Origin of the sequence: Nonlabens sp. (genome assembly GCF_018401815.1) — a bacterium.
Taxonomy (GTDB): domain Bacteria; phylum Bacteroidota; class Bacteroidia; order Flavobacteriales; family Flavobacteriaceae; genus Nonlabens.
This window is the reverse complement of the sequence record NZ_JAGYKG010000003.1, coordinates 207621-224913: the sequence shown is the minus strand read 5'-3', so window position 1 is coordinate 224913 and position 17293 is coordinate 207621. Positions and strand designations below refer to the sequence as shown.

General features: G+C 37.4%; 16 protein-coding genes. 11 read left to right on the top strand and 5 right to left on the bottom strand.

Translation table 11 applies throughout. From position 1 onward, the window contains the following. Positions 1–138: 138 nt before the first annotated feature. The 8 genes from KG732_RS07650 to KG732_RS07615 all read left to right on the top strand — a co-directional run bounded on the left by KG732_RS07650 (position 139) and on the right by KG732_RS07615 (position 9759). Complete coding sequence (locus tag KG732_RS07650; RefSeq protein WP_213522118.1) at positions 139–570, top strand: MarR family transcriptional regulator; 432 nt, start codon at positions 139–141, stop codon at positions 568–570. Between the two features lie 144 nt (positions 571–714). Beyond that, positions 715–1287, top strand: coding sequence for a cob(I)yrinic acid a,c-diamide adenosyltransferase (locus KG732_RS07645; protein WP_213522116.1), 573 nt, complete (start codon positions 715–717; stop codon positions 1285–1287). A gap of 219 nt (positions 1288–1506) precedes the next feature. Next, positions 1507–1728, top strand: coding sequence for a DUF2795 domain-containing protein (locus tag KG732_RS07640; RefSeq protein ID WP_015360681.1), 222 nt, complete (start codon positions 1507–1509; stop codon positions 1726–1728). 109 nt (positions 1729–1837) lie between these two features. Beyond that, positions 1838–5257 carry a preprotein translocase subunit SecA gene (gene secA / locus KG732_RS07635; RefSeq protein ID WP_213522114.1) on the top strand — a complete coding sequence of 1140 codons (3420 nt, stop codon included), beginning with the start codon at positions 1838–1840 and terminating at the stop codon, positions 5255–5257. 183 nt (positions 5258–5440) lie between these two features. Further along, complete coding sequence (locus KG732_RS07630) at positions 5441–5860, top strand: hypothetical protein (protein WP_213522112.1); 420 nt, start codon at positions 5441–5443, stop codon at positions 5858–5860. Beyond that, positions 5861–6889: a methylmalonyl Co-A mutase-associated GTPase MeaB gene (meaB, locus tag KG732_RS07625; protein ID WP_213522110.1), complete on the top strand. Its 1029-nt coding sequence runs from the start codon at positions 5861–5863 to the stop codon at positions 6887–6889. A 268-nt stretch (positions 6890–7157) separates the two neighbouring features. Next, positions 7158–9008 (top strand): M1 family metallopeptidase, encoded by a 1851-nt coding sequence (locus KG732_RS07620; protein WP_213522108.1) that lies wholly within the window; start codon positions 7158–7160, stop codon positions 9006–9008. Between the two features lie 127 nt (positions 9009–9135). Continuing rightward, a complete protein-coding gene (locus KG732_RS07615) occupies positions 9136–9759 on the top strand; it encodes a MarC family protein (protein WP_213522107.1) in 624 nt (207 codons plus the stop codon). An 87-nt stretch (positions 9760–9846) separates the two neighbouring features. Here the strand turns inward: KG732_RS07615 and KG732_RS07610 are convergent, their stop codons facing one another. Genes KG732_RS07610 through KG732_RS07600 form a run of 3 tightly spaced genes read right to left on the bottom strand, consistent with a single transcriptional unit; the run spans position 9847 to position 11114 of the window. Further along, positions 9847–10302, bottom strand: a complete 456-nt coding sequence (locus tag KG732_RS07610) for an OsmC family protein (RefSeq protein ID WP_213522105.1) — start codon at positions 10300–10302, stop codon at positions 9847–9849. Further along, positions 10303–10887 carry a phosphatase PAP2 family protein gene (locus KG732_RS07605; RefSeq protein ID WP_213522103.1) on the bottom strand — a complete coding sequence of 195 codons (585 nt, stop codon included), beginning with the start codon at positions 10885–10887 and terminating at the stop codon, positions 10303–10305. Continuing rightward, positions 10887–11114 (bottom strand): hypothetical protein, encoded by a 228-nt coding sequence (locus tag KG732_RS07600; protein ID WP_213522101.1) that lies wholly within the window; start codon positions 11112–11114, stop codon positions 10887–10889. Before KG732_RS07600 ends, KG732_RS07605 begins: the two co-directional genes overlap by 1 nt. Positions 11115–11399: 285 nt before the next feature. On the opposite strand from KG732_RS07600, the gene lptB reads away from it, so the two are divergent. Next, positions 11400–12146 carry an LPS export ABC transporter ATP-binding protein gene (gene lptB, locus KG732_RS07595; RefSeq protein WP_213522099.1) on the top strand — a complete coding sequence of 249 codons (747 nt, stop codon included), beginning with the start codon at positions 11400–11402 and terminating at the stop codon, positions 12144–12146. 15 nt (positions 12147–12161) lie between these two features. Here lptB and KG732_RS07590 read toward each other — a convergent pair whose 3' ends face one another. Further along, complete coding sequence (locus KG732_RS07590; RefSeq protein WP_213522097.1) at positions 12162–12917, bottom strand: CDP-alcohol phosphatidyltransferase family protein; 756 nt, start codon at positions 12915–12917, stop codon at positions 12162–12164. A gap of 117 nt (positions 12918–13034) precedes the next feature. On the opposite strand from KG732_RS07590, the gene KG732_RS07585 reads away from it, so the two are divergent. Further along, positions 13035–14105 (top strand): PorV/PorQ family protein, encoded by a 1071-nt coding sequence (locus KG732_RS07585; protein WP_213522095.1) that lies wholly within the window; start codon positions 13035–13037, stop codon positions 14103–14105. 68 nt (positions 14106–14173) lie between these two features. Beyond that, a complete protein-coding gene (lnt, locus tag KG732_RS07580; protein ID WP_213522093.1) occupies positions 14174–15799 on the top strand; it encodes an apolipoprotein N-acyltransferase in 1626 nt (541 codons plus the stop codon). A 98-nt stretch (positions 15800–15897) separates the two neighbouring features. On the opposite strand, the gene KG732_RS07575 is transcribed toward lnt, so the two are convergent. Then, positions 15898–17259 carry an exopolysaccharide biosynthesis polyprenyl glycosylphosphotransferase gene (locus tag KG732_RS07575; protein WP_213522091.1) on the bottom strand — a complete coding sequence of 454 codons (1362 nt, stop codon included), beginning with the start codon at positions 17257–17259 and terminating at the stop codon, positions 15898–15900. Positions 17260–17293 lie beyond the last annotated feature (34 nt).

The window sequence follows — 17293 nt, the reverse complement described above, 5'->3', positions numbered from 1 at the left end:
ATATTGAAAAATTTCATTTTATTGAGGTCAAGAGAAAAGGATGCTGATGGAACCTGAAATTTAACATTAAATTTTGTTCTACAGAAAAGGGTTCAAATAAATTTGTAGCAACAATAAATGTAGGTGTAAATTAAATTTATGAGTAAGGAACTGATTTCTATTCCGCTTTCGCGAAAGCTAGTAACTACCCTTATTAAAAAGGGTACGGAAGCAACCGAGGTAATAAGTCATACCTTAAAAGAGCATGGAATTACCATACAGCAATTTAATGTGCTTCGTATTTTGAGAGGCCGCAAGGGAAAGGCAGCAAGCCTTCAAGATGTGAGTAAAGAAATGATTCATGCCAATTCAAATACGACCCGAGTGATTGATAAACTAGTGGATAAAAAATTGGTGGATCGCGTACAATGTCCAAAAGACAGAAGACAAATAGAACTTACTATTACGGCGGACGGGTTAAATTTACTAATTGTTTTAGATCAAAAGGTAGATGCTGCAGAAAGTGAACTTACTTCCCAATTAGATGAGCAATCACTTCTTATTTTAATAGAAAAATTAGAAAATATTTAATCTTTTTGTCGAATACAAATACTGTTAACAACCTTTACCAGAGCAATTTCCTAATTAGAACTAAGTGACCTCTACAGAATGGGAAGACGGGTGTTGACCACTGCTATAACACATATTAAGAGAACTAAAAACGAGATCGAAAAAATGAAAATATATACAAAAACAGGTGATTCCGGTACTACAGCGTTATTTGGAGGCTCGCGAGTTCCCAAACACAACTTAAGAATTGATAGTTATGGAACTGTAGACGAGCTTAATTCATGGATGGGATTGATACGTGATCAAAAGATCGATAAAAATACCAACCAAATTATCAACTCCATACAGCACCATCTTTTTACCATTGGAGCGATTTTAGCGACCCCCCCAGAAAAACAATTATTAAAAAGTGGTAAAGACCGACTCAATATTTCTAAAATCAGTGAGAAAGAAGTCAGTCTTTTAGAAAGGGAAATAGACCTTATGAATGAAGAACTGCCTGAAATGACACATTTTATACTTCCTGGCGGGCATCCTTCTGTGTCATATTGTCATATTACACGAACCGTCTGCCGCCGTGCAGAACGTCTAGCGACAGAGTTAAACGAGCATGCTCCAGTAGATCCTGAAGTTTTAAAATATCTCAACCGACTATCTGACTACCTGTTTGTATTGGCACGCAAATTGTCAAAAGAGTTGCAAGCAGAAGAGATAAAATGGATCCCAAAAAAGTACTAATTTATTTTGATTGAAAATCTGTAACAGTGCATAATACGCACCATCACAGCAATTTCTGATCAAAAATAAATAAAATGTGGGGCAACTGATGAACATTTTCAGCGAACATTTTGATTTTCAAAAGCTTATACGCTCTTGCAAATCTTGAAAACAAAGTAAAAATAACTTGCATAAATCGACGAGAAGTTTATTTTTGCAAAAAACTTAACGAGCAACAATATGTATTGGACACTAGAACTGGCATCTTATTTAAGTGATGCGCCTTGGCCTGCTGAGAAGGATGAATTGATCGATTACGCAATTCGCACAGGAGCACCGTTAGAAGTAGTGGAAAATTTACAAGCCATTGAAGATGAAGGAGACTTATATGAGTCTATTCAAGAAATATGGCCAGATTATCCTACAGACGACGACTACCTCTGGAATGAGGATGAGTATTAACAATCCTTAATCGGATAAAAGTCTCGTAAAGAGACTTTTTTTTTGTTTTAATTTTGGGTATTAGTACTAGGTATATTATAAATTGCTACATATAAATAAATAACACATTATGGGACTATTAGATTCCGTTTTAAAAGTATTCGTTGGCGATAAGTCAAAGAAAGATATAAAAGAAATTCAACCCATAGTTGACAAAATACTCCAATTTGAGCCTGAATTAGAACAGCTTAATTTTGATCAACTTCGCCATAAAACAATAGAGTTTAAGGAAAAGATTGCTGCTGCAAAGGCAGATACATTGTCTCATATTGCAAGTTTAATGCAAATTGCTGAAAAGGAACAAGACATCGATAAACGCGAGGAAATCTATAATGAAATTGATCAATTACAAGAAGTCGCTTATTTACAAGGTGAAGAAATTCTCAATGAAATTATGCCAGAAGCTTTTGCTGTTGTAAAAGAGACGGCCAAGCGTTTTTTCCATAACAAAGAAATACGTGTTGCAGCTACAGCTCGAGACCGTGAATTATCTGGAACAAAAGACTATATTGACTTAGACGGTGATCAAGCAATATGGAGGAACTCCTGGGATGCAGCTGGTAAACCAATTACTTGGGACATGATTCATTATGATGTACAATTGATAGGTGGAGCAACATTACACAGTGGTAAAATTGCAGAAATGCAAACTGGAGAGGGAAAAACACTGGTAGCTACACTACCAGTTTATCTCAATGCTCTTTCAGGTAACGGCGTTCATGTGGTAACCGTTAATGATTATTTAGCAAAACGCGATGGTGCTTGGATCGGGCCTTTATTTGAATTTCATGGACTGACTATAGATTGTATCGATTATCACAAGCCTAATTCTGAAGAAAGACGCCAAGCATATCTAGCAGATATCACCTACGGTACCAACAATGAATTTGGTTTTGATTACTTGCGAGATAATATGGCTCATGATCCTAAAGATCTAGTGCAACGCAAACACAATTATGCCATTATTGATGAGACCGATTCTGTTCTAATCGATGATGCTCGTACCCCTCTAATTATATCTGGGCCAGTCCCACAGGGAGACCGTCAAGAGTTTGATGTATTAAAAGCTCCTGTTGCAACTATTGTAGAGGTTCAAAGAAAAGAACTGGTACAAACCCTTGCTCAAGCTAAAAAATTAATTGCTGAAGGTGACACTAAAGAAGGAGGAAAACAATTATTAAGGGTTTTCCGTGGTCTTCCAAAAAACAAAGCACTTATAAAATTCTTAAGCGAAGAAGGTATGAAAAGCTTACTTCAAAAAACAGAGAATTTTTATATGCAAGATAACAACCGTGAAATGCCTAAAATAGATGAGGGGCTTTACTTTGTTATTGATGAAAAAAACAATCAAGTAGAATTAAGCGACAAGGGTATTGAATTCCTTTCTGGTGAAGATGAACCTGACTTTTTTGTTATGCCAGAAGTGGGTATGGAAATAAGCCGTATCGAAAACGCTGGACTTTCTAAAGAAGAAGAAGCCGAGAAAAAAGAAGAATTATTCAGAGAGTTTTCTGTAAAATCCGAACGTATTCATACTTTAAATCAGTTACTTAAAGCCTATACTTTATTTGAGAAAGATACCGAATACATTGTAGATGCTCAAGAAAAGAAAGTTCCTAACGGGAATGGCGGTTTTAGAATAGAAACTGAAATGATTGTTAAGATCGTAGATGAACAAACTGGCCGTGCAATGGATGGGCGACGTTATAGTGACGGATTACACCAAGCTATTGAAGCTAAGGAGAATTTGAAAATTCAAGATGCGACACAAACTTTTGCTACGATTACCTTGCAGAATTACTTCCGTATGTACAAGAAGCTTTCAGGTATGACAGGAACTGCTGTAACTGAAGCTGGAGAATTCTGGGAAATCTACAAGCTAGATGTAGTAGAAATTCCTACTAACAGACCTATAGCTAGGGATGATAGACAAGATCTTGTTTATAAAACAAAACGTGAAAAATACGGTGCCGTAATAGAAGAAGTAACAAAACTTAAAGAAGCTGGTCGCCCAGTGCTTATAGGTACTACTTCTGTAGATATTTCTGAACTTCTCAGTAGAACATTACAACGCGCAGGAATAGAACACAACGTACTAAATGCAAAACAACACAAACGTGAAGCAGACATCGTTGCTGAAGCTGGTAATCCGGGACAGATCACTATTGCTACTAACATGGCTGGTCGTGGAACTGATATCAAATTATCTGACCAAGTAAAAGCCGCAGGTGGTCTAGCCATTATAGGTACAGAACGACATGATTCTCGTCGTGTAGACAGACAGTTGCGTGGTCGTGCAGGTCGTCAAGGAGACCCGGGAAGCTCTCAATTTTATGTCTCATTAGAAGACAACCTGATGAGACTTTTTGGTTCTGAACGTATGGCAAAAACTATGGACCGATTAGGAATGAAAGAAGGTGAAGTGATCCAGCATTCTATGATTTCTAAATCTATTGAACGGGCACAGACTAAAGTAGAAGAAAACGCTTTTGGTGTTCGTAAAAGGTTACTAGAATATGATGATGTGATGAACGCGCAACGTGAAGTGATTTACAAGCGACGTCACAACGCTTTATTTGGAGATCGACTTGCCGTAGATATAGCCAATATGATCTATGATATCTCAGAAAACATTACAGAAGGAAATAAATTGGCACAAGATTTCAAAAACTTTGAATTTGAGTTGATTCGATACTTCTCTATGAGCAGTCCTGTTTCTGAGGAAGAGTTTTCGGCTAAAGATGAAAAAAGCATCACTGACATTATCTATAGAACAGCCTATGATCATTATAGGGAAAAAATGCAACGCACCGCTGCAGAAGTATTTCCTGTAATAAAAAATGTGATGGAAAACGACCAGCGCAATTACGAGCGCATCGCAGTTCCATTTACAGACGGTATCAAAACCTTAAATGTAGCGACCAACCTGCAAGAAGCTTATGATAGTGAAGGGCGTTCTTTAGTTACAGACTTTGAGAAAAATATTACCCTAGCCATTATTGACGAAGCATGGAAAACACACCTGCGCAAAATGGACGAGTTAAAGCAAAGTGTACAACTTGCCGTTCATGAGCAAAAAGACCCATTACTCATTTACAAATTTGAAGCCTTTGAATTATTCAAAGTGATGATCGATAAAGTAAATAAAGACGTTATTGGTTTTATGTTTAAAGGAGATCTTCCTACTAGAGATGTTACAGCAATAAGTGAGGCCAGACAACGCAAAACAGAAAAAACAAGCACTCAAAAAGAAGAGGTATTGAACAGCGATGAGCAAGCTGCTCAAGCAAGAGCTGTAGGTGTAGGTGCCAGTCAGCAACAACAGCGTGCTCAAGTTACAGAAACCATCACACGTGATCAACCAAAGATAGGTCGCAACGATAAAGTGGTGATTAAAAATGTAATGACTGGAGAAACGAAAGAAACAAAGTTTAAATCTGCACTTCCTTTAATCCATAAAGGAGAATGGGTTTTAGAAAAGAAAGCTTAATCATCAAGATGTTGATTTGCTTATAAATTAAGAACATAAAAATGCCTTACTTCCTCGTAAGGCATTTTTTATTTTACAACATAAAAGGCTCATCTTAGCGCGAAGAATCCTTATGAGGTTCGTTTTTTAAAACGGCACATTTGAAAAGAAAAACTGTATTTTTAAATTCTAATTGAGATCTTTATGAATCCCGTTATAAGAAATATAATTGCTGTTTTAACAGGTATGCTGATCGGCAGTGTCATTAACATAGGAATAGTAGAAGTAGGAAACGTCCTGGTCCCAGTAGAAGGAGGAGATGTCAGCACTATGGAAGACCTGAAAAGAATCATGCCTACATTCACTTACAAAAATTTTATCTTTCCATTTTTAGCACATGCATTGGGAACTTTGTCTGGAGCTTTTATAGCAGCATTAATTGCGGCAACTCATAAAAAGAACATGGCTTTTTCCATAGGTGGTTTATTCCTTTTAGGAGGAATCTCAGTTAATTTAATGCTGCCTGGACCTATTTGGTTTGAGGCTCTTGATCTTTTGCTGGCATATATTCCCATGGCATTTATTGGAGGTAAAATAGCGATAAACTACTCTAAAAAATTATAATTGGCTACCAACTCACATATCAATCCCAACATAAAGCGCAAGAAAGAAGCTCTTAATGTGGAGCAGCTTTTTAACGAACTGCAATCTGGACAGGTAAGTGCCTTGAGTCGCGCGATTACTTTAGTGGAGAGCAAGGCTAGTGGAGATTCCGCTTTCGCGAAAGCGGTATTACAACAAGCCCTGCCTTATTCAGGAACATCCTTTAGACTAGGAATCACTGGAGTGCCAGGCGTGGGGAAATCCACTTTTATAGAATCCCTAGGAAGACAACTTATAGCACGCGGCAAAAAAGTGGCCGTACTCGCTATTGATCCGTCAAGCAACATATCACGAGGCAGTATTTTGGGAGATAAAACCAGAATGGAAGAACTGGTTAAAAGCGACCAAGCCTTTATAAGACCTAGTCCTGCTGGAACTACACTTGGAGGCGTGGCACGTAAAACACGCGAGGCCATCATACTCTGTGAAGCGGCAGGATACGACTTCATCATTGTAGAAACCGTGGGCGTAGGACAAAGCGAAACTGCCGTACACAGCATGACCGACTTTTTCTTACTCTTAAAATTAGCTGGAGCTGGAGACGACCTACAAGGTATCAAACGAGGCATCATGGAAATGGCCGACGCCATCATCATCAATAAAGCCGATGGGAATAACCAAATCGCCGCAAAACACGCTTGTCGCGAATTCAAAAACGCCGTTCATCTCATGCCCGATAAAGACCACGGATGGCCTACACAAGTACTCACCTGTAGCGGTCTTAACAACGTAGGAATTAAAGAGGTCATTGAAGAAATAGAAAACTATACGGCACACTCCAAAGCCAACAAAAGCTTTATCAAAAAACGCCACATCCAAGAACTCTACTGGTTCCATCAAACAGTAGAGGATGCGATTACAAGTAATTTTTACAACCGACAAGAAGTGATTTCAAAACTCGCTGTTTTAGAAAAAGAGGTGTTGAGTAAAAAGAAAAGCCCTTTTGATGCGGCTAGTGAATTATTAGGACTGTGGTCCTTTAAGAAATAGAAGCAGTTGATTCTACACTGTTTTGTGATGCTTAAAATTAGATCTACTTAAAATTGATCTTACAATTTCAACCAGATTTCAACCACCCTTGTTTTGTATTAGGCTACAAAAGCTACCCTTTTACATTTCCTCCACTAATAAAACCTATCGAACAATAGTTCTCAGTCAAGGAGCTATAGAATGTTGAATTTCCTGTTTTTAAATAGCTCCTAGTTTCTTAAAATGATTCCTTATGCTTTCTTACCTTAGTACCACAAAAAATAACCAAATGAAAAAGGGATTCTTCCTAGCCATAACTTGCCTATCTATTCTAAGCAGTTGCAACCAAGCTAAAGAGAAAATGACTAAAAACACCTATACAGAAGAGTCACATTCCTTTGCACAACCTAACGAGGCAGTAATAACACACTTGGATTTAGATATTGATGTGGACTTTGACGCACAAGTCATTAGTGGCACAGCCACGTATGATATTGTCAATAATGCAGCCTCACAAATCATTCTAGACAGTAAGTTTCTAAACATCAACGAAGTGACTGCAGATGGAGAAGCGACAACTTTTGAATTGGGTAAAATGGATGAGATTTTAGGACAGTCATTGACTATAGCTATTCAAAAAGACACTCAAAAAATAGCGGTAACTTATAACACCACATCTCAAACAGAAGCCTTACAATGGTTAACTGCGCAACAAACAGCCGATAAAACAAATCCGTTTCTTTTCACACAAGGTCAGGCAATTTTAACACGTACTTGGATTCCTATTCAGGACAGCCCGCAAATACGCTTTACTTATAACGCGACGGTAAAAGTACCATCAAACCTTATGGCAGTAATGAGTGCTGAGAATCCAAAGGAGAAAACTACTAACGGTAAGTACCATTTTAAAATGGAACAGCCTATTCCTGCCTATTTAATTGCGCTTGCGGTAGGAGACATAGAATACAAAACCATAAGCGATAGAACTGGAGTTTATGCAGAGAATTCGATGTTGGAAAAAGCGCATGAAGAATTTTCAGATATGGAAAAAATGGTCGTCGCTGCAGAGAATTTATACGGTGCTTACGACTGGGAACAGTTTGATGTGATTGTATTGCCACCTAGTTTCCCTTTTGGCGGAATGGAGAACCCTCGATTGACCTTTGCTACTCCTACGGTTATTGCAGGAGATAAAAGTTTGACCTCGCTGGTAGCACATGAATTGGCGCATTCTTGGTCTGGTAATTTAGTGACTAACGCTACTTGGAACGACTTCTGGCTGAATGAAGGGTTTACCGTTTATTTTGAAACTCGAATCATGGAAGCGCTCTATGGCAAAGAACGTGCTAATATGTTAGCATTGATAGGGCGTCAGGATTTAGAGGACGAATTAGAATCCTTAAAGGACCGCCCTAATGACACTAAATTAAAACTCGACTTAAAAGGTAGAAATCCAGATGATGGAATGAACAGCATCGCATACGATAAAGGCTATTTGTTTTTAAGAACATTAGAAGAAAAAGTAGGTCGGGAGCAAATGGATGCTTTTTTAAAGTCCTATTTTAAGAAAAATGCTTTTTCTACAACCAATACAGAAGATTTTGTCACCTATCTCAACGCCAATTTGTTAGAAAAGAACAACATCACTTTCAATACCGAAGAATGGATTTACGAGCCAGGTATTCCTGATAATGCTGCTGTTATCGAGTCCGATGCATTTTCTAATGTAGAAAAGACGTTACAAAGCTTTATAGACACTGACAAGATTGATGTGGCTGCTACCAGTCAATGGACCCCACAAGAATGGGTTCATTTTATCCGTAATTTCCCTGAGGATATGACGATAGAACAGCTGCAAGAATTAGACAACAGCTTTAATTTTACAGTTTCTACCAACTCTTACATCAATATGGTTTGGTATGAGCAATCCATCCGGCATGGCTATCACGGAAACAATGTCGACAATAAAATTGCTGAATTCTTAAATAGCGTTGGAAGACGCTGGTATGTAACAACGTTGTATAAGGCATTTAAAAGAGCAGGACGCACGGATGAAGCTATAGCCATCTATAAAACAGCACGACCTAATTACCATTCGGTTACTGCAAATACTATTGATGAGTTATTGGGAGTTAGTTGATACGACTACAAATCTTAATTTCAAGCATCTTTGAATTGTAGAAGGTTCCTTTTGACTACTTTTGCTTATTGAAATTAGGAAAACGCACACAATCATCTCTAATACTTTTCAATTACAGCCTCATTAAATGAATGAATTAGCAACTTTTGCAATAACCGTATTCACTGGCTTTTTTGCTATTATGAATCCGATTTCTAACATGCCTATATTTTTAACATTAACAGAAGGAGCTGACAAAGAAACCAAACAAAGAATAAATCTAAAAGCTGTAATTATAGCTTTTATAATAGTAACCGTATTTGTGTTGCTGGGTAATTATATCTTTGACTTATTTGGTATTACCATACCTGCCTTTAAGATTACTGGTGGGATTTTAATCTTCTTTGTTGGGTTTGAAATGTTACAGTCTAAAAAATCAAACATTAAGCATCTCAACACCGTCAATATTGATGAAAATATTGCGATTTCTCCACTGGCGATTCCAATTTTAGCTGGTCCAGGAACTATAGTAACGGCAACTAACTTTGTTGCTAATACCACCTCTTACATCAATATAGCGTTGATTATCCTCGTTTTTGGACTGATGTGTTTACTCAACTACATCGCCTTTTCCTTGAGTGACATCATTGCTAAAAAGATTGGAGATAATGTGATTTCAGTAATCGGAAAGTTAATGGGATTGATCATTGCGATTATAGGAACCAACATGATTATTCAAGGACTTAAATTATCCTTTGACGTTTTTAATTAAAAAAGGATGACCTATAGGGATTATTATACTCCCAAAACTGATCAGATGCCATCATCATAATCGACAATAGAAGTTATATAATGGCAATTATCTTTCTTGCGATTCAATAACAGGATCGATAATCACTTCAAAATTCACAGAATTGGCTATAAAACAAAGCTCGTGTGCCTTTTTATGCAAGTCTATAGCAAGTATTTCTTGAGATGCATTTGAAATAGTAACCAGAGGATTCAAGTGTACTTTAGTAAAACCACCACTAAAGTCAGGGCGCAGTTCTAGCGTTCCTACTGCCTTATCTTTGTAATCTACTACCTCGATTCCCTGTTGCTGGCATACATAAAAATAAGACATCATATGGCAAGATGACAGCGCACTTAATAATAAATCTTCAGGATTGTGTTGATCTTCCTGACCTTTGAACGCTCTAGCCGCAGAAATAGTTACATCTGGTTTTCCAGCAATTTTAGAAAGGTGTGTTTTAGAATTTTTATAGTCTCCCTTTTTCCATTGCGTAGTGACTTCAAAACGAAATTGCTTATTCATCTAGTTGTAATTTATGGTGGTAGAGACTCCGTATCTCGCTTTCGCGAAAGCGTACACCCCAGCAAAAAACAAACCTAGTAACGTCCCCATAAATGCTCCCATAAGCACATCACCTAGGTAGTGAACGCCTAAATATACCCGACTGTAAGCAACCAGAACAGCCCAAACAATCATCATCCCCCCTATTAACTTATGCTCTTTTCTCAAAATAAACCACAAGAAAGTAGCCAGCGCAACAGCACTACTCGCATGACCACTATAAAAACCATAAGTACCACCGCTTTTACCAACCTTGGAGATCAATCCTTCTAAGGCTGGCTCTCGAAAAGGCCGCAACCTTTCAAAACCATTTTTAAAAAGATTGGCCAGTTGATCGCTGCAAGTAATTAATAAAGCGATAACGACCAAGGTGATTGCTAAATTTCGAATACCCAGTTTTCTATAAAGAATAATAAGGACAAGTAAATACAAGGGGATTGCATAAAATTTATGCGTGATGATGTTAAAGAATAGATCTATCGCATCACTCCCCCAATCGTTAAGAAATAAGCTTGCTTCCCAATCTAACTCTTTAATACCTTTCATTATTGTTCGTATAATTCCATTTGCTCATCGTAAAAACGACTAGCTTCTTCAATCAAGTTTTTAGTCTCTTCTTCCAGTTCCTCCACATCTGCTTTGGTAACTTCTTCTAGGAACTCCACTTCATCATCTTTTAAATTGATAATAAAACGGGGATATTCTAAATGAATGACAAAAATATCTTCAGGATAATGAACGTTATCGCCCATAAGAAATCTAGGAAGTTCCATAAATTAAGTAATTGAATTTCTATACTACCCTGCAAGTTAATCATTATACCAATTGTAGTTTTAATTTATTAAAAAGAAAATGAGGTTTTTGTTTATGGGAACTATAAAAATCTCTTCTCTCTTAAGAGAGGCCTCTTTTTGTACTAAAATTCGTGGAGTGAGATCACCAAATTGGAAACAAGAAAGAAACATTTTATTCTGTTAAATTTACATGTTCATTAGGATTGTGTCTGCAAGATGTTATTACAAGTGTAAAATTGAATTCAAAACCATTAAATTTGCTTCATGCGAAAAAAATTAAGAGCTGATAATTTACAGAAATCCTATAAAGGTCGGCCGGTTGTAAAAGGAGTTTCATACGAAGTGAACCAAGGAGAGATCGTTGGTCTACTAGGACCTAACGGTGCCGGTAAAACCACTTCTTTTTATATGACCGTAGGGCTTGTAAAACCTACAGGGGGTGAGGTGTGGTTGGACGATACAAAAATCACTCAGTATCCGATGTACAAGCGTGCTCAAATAGGAATAGGTTATCTCGCACAGGAGGCTTCTATTTTCAGGAAATTAACTGTAGAAGAAAATATATTAGGGGTCTTGCAATTGACCAATTTACCTAAAAAAGAACAAAAAGAACGTTGTGAGAAGTTGTTGGAAGAATTCAGTTTACAAGACCGCCGCCATAGAAATGGCGATTTATTAAGTGGTGGAGAACGCCGCCGCACAGAAATCGCACGTGCATTGGCAACAGACCCAACTTTTATATTATTGGATGAGCCTTTTGCGGGTGTAGATCCTGTTGCTGTGGAAGATATTCAACGAATTGTGGCACAACTAACGAAGAAAAACATCGGTATTCTGATTACCGATCATAACGTACAAGAAACACTTGCCATTACTGATCGTACCTATCTCATGTTTGAAGGTAACATCTTAAGGCACGGTTCACCAGAAGAACTCTCTGAAGACGAAGTAGTACGAAGGGTATATTTAGGTCAGAATTTTGAATTGAGAAAAAAGAAGATTTTTGACTAAGCCATACGGCGAAAATTAGGTTCTTCCCTTCCGAATATTGTTCACCACACTCATCAACATATAAATAATGATGATACAAGGCACTGCATAAATTTGTAAGGCGAGTATTAGTGCGATACAAATCCCTATAAAAATCCAGCGAATCTCATTTCCTTTCCACCCAAAGCTTTTAAACTTTAAAGCAAACAAAGGCATCTCTGCGTTGAGAATGTAAACGCTACATAGGGTAACTGCGATAAGGATATAAGGATTAGTCAGTGCGTAATACAGCCAACCCCAATAGGTATCTTGAGCAATGATTCCTAAAGAAATGATCAAAATAGCATTGGCAGGAGTTGGCACTCCTATAAAGGAGTCCGTCTGTCTGGTGTCTACATTAAATTTTGCCAGGCGGTAACAACTTCCTAGGGTAATAAGGAACCCTAAAATAGGTAGATGCGAATGACTGATCCAATAATCTGGAGGTCCAGAAGTAAAGCTTTGTTCCTGATCTATCAAATTAAAACCTATCGCATCACTCAATAATTGATACATCACAATTCCTGGCACTAGACCGCTGGTGACCATGTCTGCAAGGGAATCCAATTGCGCTCCTAAATCACTAGAGACTTTTAAAAGCCGTGCCGCAAGACCGTCAAAAAAGTCAAAAAATATACCGGCGGCAACAAAAATACCTGCAAGAACAAGCTGGTCGTTAAACGCATAAAGTGCTGCAATACACCCACAAAGCAGGTTCAGTAAAGTAATGATATTAGGTACCCAATTCTTCATATTACAAATATGCAGTTTTTTAATGAGGTGTTTTGCTATCTTATTAGGCAATATCAACAGATTTTGGTAGTTATTAACTCAGAAACTCAGATATTTGTGACTTATTAAAATTCTTGTTTGAAAAACTGCTTTTATTTACTGACGCTATGTTTTTGTGTTTTCTCCCAAGCGCAAACCTCTAGAGCCTATTCTAATGAATTCCTAAACATAGGCGTAGATGCAGCGGCTTTGGGTAGAAGCAACGCCGTAGTGGCAAGCAGTGATAATGTCAACTCGGTGTATTGGAATCCCGCTGGATTGATGAGGATGAAAGAGCAAGAAGTTTCTTTGATGCATTCCAGTTACTTTGCAAATATTGCACAGTACAATTATGCTGCCTTTGCCATGCCTATAGATGACCTCAGTGCTTTCGGTTTCTCCGTCATCCGTTTTTCTGTGGATGATATTTTAAATACCACTCAATTAATAGATGATCAAGGAAATATCAATTACGATCGTATTTCTACTTTTTCAACTGCAGACTGGGCTTTTACCTTTTCCTATGCTCGTGAATCAAAACTAGACGGATTGTCCTATGGTGCCAATGCAAAAGTCATACGCAGGGTCATAGGTGAGTTTGCTACTTCTTGGGGTTTCGGATTTGATATAGGCTTACAATTTAAGAGAGGCGACTGGGAAATTGGCGTGATGGCTCGTGATATCACCACTACTTATAACACCTGGACGATCAACGAAGAAAAGTTTGCAGAAATAAGCGGTGCCGTTGAAAATCAAAATCAAGAATTGCCCGAAACAACAGAGATTACCTTACCAAAACTTCAATTGGGACTTGCGAGAACTTTTACTTTCCATTACGATCACCAATTGATCGCCGAAGCAAATCTCAACATGCGTTTTATACAGACCAATGACATTATATCTAGCAGTACCATAAGCGCTTCTCCTTCTTTAGGATTGGAATATGCGTATACCAATCTGGTATTTGTTCGCGGTGGAGTAGGGAATTTTCAAAACATTCAGCAACTCGATGGCAGGGACAGCACCACGTTTCAACCCAACATAGGTGTAGGCTTTAAATATAAAGGCATTGCAGTAGATTATGCGCTTACCGATATTGGAGATTCTAGTGCAGCTTTATATTCTAACGTATTTTCTATACATATTGATCTTTCTGTTTTTAATAGATAACATCATTTCAGAACCCTAAATTTATAATTGACCACAAAGATCTTAAATTAGCACCTCATTACTTCTACATGAAATTCATCAGTATTTTACTCGCCTTATTATCAGGAACGCTATTGTGGTTGGGCTGGCCTACTTATGGCTTTGCTGGTCTATTACTCATCGCTTTTGTCCCCTTACTTCTCTCTGAAAAACGCATTAGAAGTTCTTCTGCCAAACGTAAAGCAGGACACGTATTCCTTCACTCCTATCTGACCTTTTTTATATGGAATATCGCCACCACTTACTGGTTGTATTTTTCAACCCCTTTTGGTATGTGGTTTGCCGTATTAGTAAATGCTGCCTTAATGAGTTTGGTATTTTTGGGATATCATTTATTGGCTCGCAGAGCTACGCAAGGAGCTGCTTTAACTTTTTTAGCTTGTTTGTGGATCAGTTTTGAATACATGCATTTGAAATGGGATTTTTCATGGCCATGGCTCAATTTAGGCAATGGATTTAGCGAGTCGACTTCTTGGATCCAATGGTATGAGTATACAGGTGCCTTTGGTGGTTCTTTATGGATCTGGCTAGTCAATATTTTTGTTTTTTTAAGTGTGTTAGGCTTTCGCGAAAGCGCACCTATTTCTAAACGCAAGTTCATCATTAAAAGAGTTGCGGTACTTCTTAGTTTGATCATTATCCCTATTAGTATTTCACAAATAGTAGTTTTTGAACTACCATCCTTGCCAAAAGGTGGTGGCACTGAAGTAATTATTGTGCAGCCCAACATCGATCCTTATCATCAGAAATATGATACCACAAATGACAGCATCGTAAAGCTCATTATGAGATTGGTACAACCCAAAATGGATCGCTTTACAGATCTTATTATCACCCCAGAAACAGTTTTTGCCGATAATGTAAGGCTATCTCAACTTGAACAATTAGAATATGATCGTTCTGTAAATCAGATGAGAGCAGCACTTTATGATTATCCTGACCTGTATTATTTAGGTGGTATTTCTATTGCAGAAATTTTTACAGATACCACTAGAATTACCTCCCAAACTAATGTTGCTCGAGACGGTAGGACACTTTACAATGATTATAACAGCGCTATTTTTTTTACTGCTACTGATTCCTTACAAGTGTATCACAAATCTAAATTAGTTGTAGGCGTTGAGAATTTTCCATATAAAAATATTCTTCAGCCTATTTTAGGGGATGCAATGCTTGATTTAGGTGGAACAGTAGCTACTAAAACGACTCAAAAAGAACGTTCCGTTTTTCAAATTAAAAATCAAGTTAAAGTGGCTCCTATTATTTGCTATGAGTCCGTTTATGGAGCGTATGTCACAGATTATGTAAAAAACGGAGCACAATTTCTAGCAATCATTACTAATGACGCCTGGTGGGGAAATACCCAAGGTCATCAACAACATTTAAGCATTGCCAAACTTAGAGCTATTGAAAATAGAAGGTGGATTGCTCGTAGTGCCAATACTGGAATAAGCGCAATTATCGATGACCAAGGGAACATCTTAGATTCCTTAGAATACAATACAGAAGGGGTCATAAAAGGAACTGTATACCCAAAGACTCAAGTCACTTTTTACTCCACACATGGGGATTATATAGCAAGGGTAGCAAGCCTTATGTGCTTATTGGTACTTCTTTTCAGTGTTTTTAGGCGGGGCAAATTGAAACGGAAATAAGAAGGTAGTTGGCAGTCGCAGTTGGCAGTATTTAGCAAAGCTAAATACTATCTTTCCTCTATTTTCTGAAAACTGGGACTGTTAACCTAATACTGACTTTACTGCCCTTTAAAAAAGAGAATCGTACTCAAGGTTTTTACAATGATTCTGATATCTAAAAAGATGCTGCGCTTTTTGATATAATATAAATCGTACTGAAGTTTTCTCATATGATCTGCATCGGTAACACCATATTTTGTTTTTACTTGTGCCCAACCGGTTAAACCAGGCTTTACCAAATGACGTGCTTCATAAAATGAAATCTTTTCAGAAAGCTGATCTACAAAAACCTGACGTTCTGGCCTTGGACCGATCATGCTCATTTCTCCTTTTAAAATGTTCCAAAATTGGGGAATTTCATCTATCCGAGTTGCTCTTAACAACTTACCAAATTTTGTTATTCTAACATCATCCTGAATGGCAAATTGAGCTCCAGATTTCTCCGCATCTCGTTCCATAGTTCTAAATTTAACTATGTTGAATGCTTTTCTATTGATACCTAATCGCTCTTGAACATAAAATAAGGGACCCCGATTACCAAATAAGTTTCCTATGACAACAAAAGGGATAATCAATCCCAATATGATTAAACCGCCTAAAGAAGCTATAATATCAAATACCCTATGGTACACTAAATAAAGTCTGTTCTGATTATTTCTAGCAAAAGGAAAGTACTTATAGAAATCCTTGCCTAAATATTGCTCTGGAACACGGTCGGTCATTTCTTCGTACACTTGACTATACTCCCTTACTGAATATCCATTTTCTACCAGCTCAAGAAGCCATCGGTATAAATTAGAAGTAATGCCTTCAATTTCACCACTAGCTACTACAACTTCCGTAACTGATTTGTTTTCTATTAAATCATGTGCCGCTTTGATCCCTATGACTGTTAACCCCACAAAATGACCTGATACAAATTCTGGACTTGTATTTATAAAACCTCTTATTTTATAATTAGGATCAACATCTTGCAACGATTGTGCAATTATAGCCGCGTCAGTAGCATCTGCAATGAGTATAATGTTTTTATTAAATTTAGAACTTACAAAAAAATTGATGTAAACAGATCTCCAAACTAATAACGGGATGGTCACCGCCATATAAAAGTATAAAATCTGAATTCGATTTTCTGGTAATTCTGGGGTGAAAAATGGCGTCAATAAATAAATGAATGAAGTGATAGAAGCCACAGTCACCACACTTCTCATAGTCCCTATAAGGTGACTTGCTCTTTGCAAATTGTACATTTCAAAAACAGTTGCAAAAAACAATAAATAAACAGCGAGTACAACAGACCAAATCCATTGTTCCTCTTTGATAATAAAATAATTAAATTGAAATAGTACACCTAGCAGATGTAACGCAACAATAACCACAACTACATCAATAATACGCAGTAAAATTTTGCGCTCAGACATTTCAAAAGGTATAGGAGCTATCACTATAATTAGG

Bases quoted from the DNA above. Each gene is read 5' to 3' on its own strand.
- KG732_RS07650 (WP_213522118.1), top strand. From the start codon at position 139: ATGAGTAAGGAACTGATTTCTATTCCGCTTTCGCGAAAGCTAGTAACT.
- KG732_RS07645 (WP_213522116.1), top strand. From the start codon at position 715: ATGAAAATATATACAAAAACAGGTGATTCCGGTACTACAGCGTTATTT.
- KG732_RS07640 (WP_015360681.1), top strand. From the start codon at position 1,507: ATGTATTGGACACTAGAACTGGCATCTTATTTAAGTGATGCGCCTTGG.
- secA (WP_213522114.1), top strand. From the start codon at position 1,838: ATGGGACTATTAGATTCCGTTTTAAAAGTATTCGTTGGCGATAAGTCA.
- KG732_RS07630 (WP_213522112.1), top strand. From the start codon at position 5,441: ATGAATCCCGTTATAAGAAATATAATTGCTGTTTTAACAGGTATGCTG.
- KG732_RS07620 (WP_213522108.1), top strand. From the start codon at position 7,158: ATGAAAAAGGGATTCTTCCTAGCCATAACTTGCCTATCTATTCTAAGC.
- KG732_RS07615 (WP_213522107.1), top strand. From the start codon at position 9,136: ATGAATGAATTAGCAACTTTTGCAATAACCGTATTCACTGGCTTTTTT.
- KG732_RS07610 (WP_213522105.1), bottom strand. From the start codon at position 10,302: ATGAATAAGCAATTTCGTTTTGAAGTCACTACGCAATGGAAAAAGGGA.
- KG732_RS07605 (WP_213522103.1), bottom strand. From the start codon at position 10,887: ATGAAAGGTATTAAAGAGTTAGATTGGGAAGCAAGCTTATTTCTTAAC.
- KG732_RS07600 (WP_213522101.1), bottom strand. From the start codon at position 11,114: ATGGAACTTCCTAGATTTCTTATGGGCGATAACGTTCATTATCCTGAA.
- lptB (WP_213522099.1), top strand. From the start codon at position 11,400: ATGCGAAAAAAATTAAGAGCTGATAATTTACAGAAATCCTATAAAGGT.
- KG732_RS07590 (WP_213522097.1), bottom strand. From the start codon at position 12,917: ATGAAGAATTGGGTACCTAATATCATTACTTTACTGAACCTGCTTTGT.
- lnt (WP_213522093.1), top strand. From the start codon at position 14,174: ATGAAATTCATCAGTATTTTACTCGCCTTATTATCAGGAACGCTATTG.
- KG732_RS07575 (WP_213522091.1), bottom strand. From the start codon at position 17,259: ATGTCTGAGCGCAAAATTTTACTGCGTATTATTGATGTAGTTGTGGTT.